The organism is Trichococcus flocculiformis (assembly GCF_900113645.1).
Classification (GTDB): Bacteria; Bacillota; Bacilli; order Lactobacillales; family Aerococcaceae; genus Trichococcus; species Trichococcus flocculiformis.
On sequence record NZ_FOQC01000106.1, the window covers coordinates 1 to 1,061 of the forward strand.

Sequence of the window (1,061 nt, forward strand, 5' to 3'; positions counted from 1 at the left end):
GTTAGACTTATTAGGACATTAAGATACGGATGTTTCTGATAAAATTTCTTATAAAAATTCATGATGTTTAAACCTCAAATCTGTCTATTTATAAAGTTTTTTATCTTGTTGCTACAGCTCTTCTAGCACCATCGTATCCAGTGCTCTTATAAAAACCTACCCATCCATTTCCATTTTTATCCCAGTTATTAGCAACGGCTACTCCTGGAGCACCTCCTAGTTTTGTCCAACTACTAGCCGTCAACAAGCCACCCAACTATAAACAGCTGTGCTTGCGAGGCTAATTGAGTTTGATTTTGAAATATGTCCATTATCTTCATAAACAGTTACAATGGCTCCTTCATCTGTATATTCTATAACTACATTTTCTGAGAGCGTGTCAATTAATGGTTGTTTAATATCGTATGCTGGATTTGTTTCATTCTCAATAACCCACAAAGGGGTTTGACCTTCATTATTTGATTCTGAGGCACTAGCTGTCGTTCCTGGAATAACTGTCCCCAAAACTAGTGCTGTTAATAATGAAAATTTAAAAACTTTTAGACTCTTTTTCATCTTAATTCTCCATTCTATCATTTTTTCAATACCATTAGAAGATTGACCGTATCCACATTAAACCTCATTTTCTTCATTCAAAGCGTTCTTCTCATTTATAAGTTTCATATTAGTCATACCTTCTTTGTGTGATATCAATACAGAATTTTATTAACTGTTGAAATGAAAAAAATATTATAAATAAAGCACAGCATAGCGTCACTGATAACCTTAACTTTTTTCGTCTGTTCACCATGTATCTACACTCTTTTTTTTACTATTCTAATAAACATATACCAGTTAAACGCTATTCCCAGCATTAATAATATTCCTCCAAAAATATAAGTGTTCTTACTTACATTTTCAGAGTAACCTAATAAGAAAATAAAAACTAAGGAAATGAGCACTATTCCAAATATCAAATTAACGATTGTATAAAGTGATTTTTTCATACGTCCTACCTCCAAATATTCAGTGTCACCTAAAATGGTGTCAGTGCTAAACTAAATTGAACAGTTTTCGATGAA

General features: G+C 32.1%; 1 protein-coding gene. It reads right to left on the reverse strand.

What is annotated here, in order from left to right:
- Positions 1-240 precede the first annotated feature (240 nt).
- Positions 241-555, reverse strand: a complete 315-nt coding sequence (locus BMZ71_RS14565) for a hypothetical protein (RefSeq protein WP_233436867.1) — start codon at positions 553-555, stop codon at positions 241-243.
- Positions 556-1,061 lie beyond the last annotated feature (506 nt).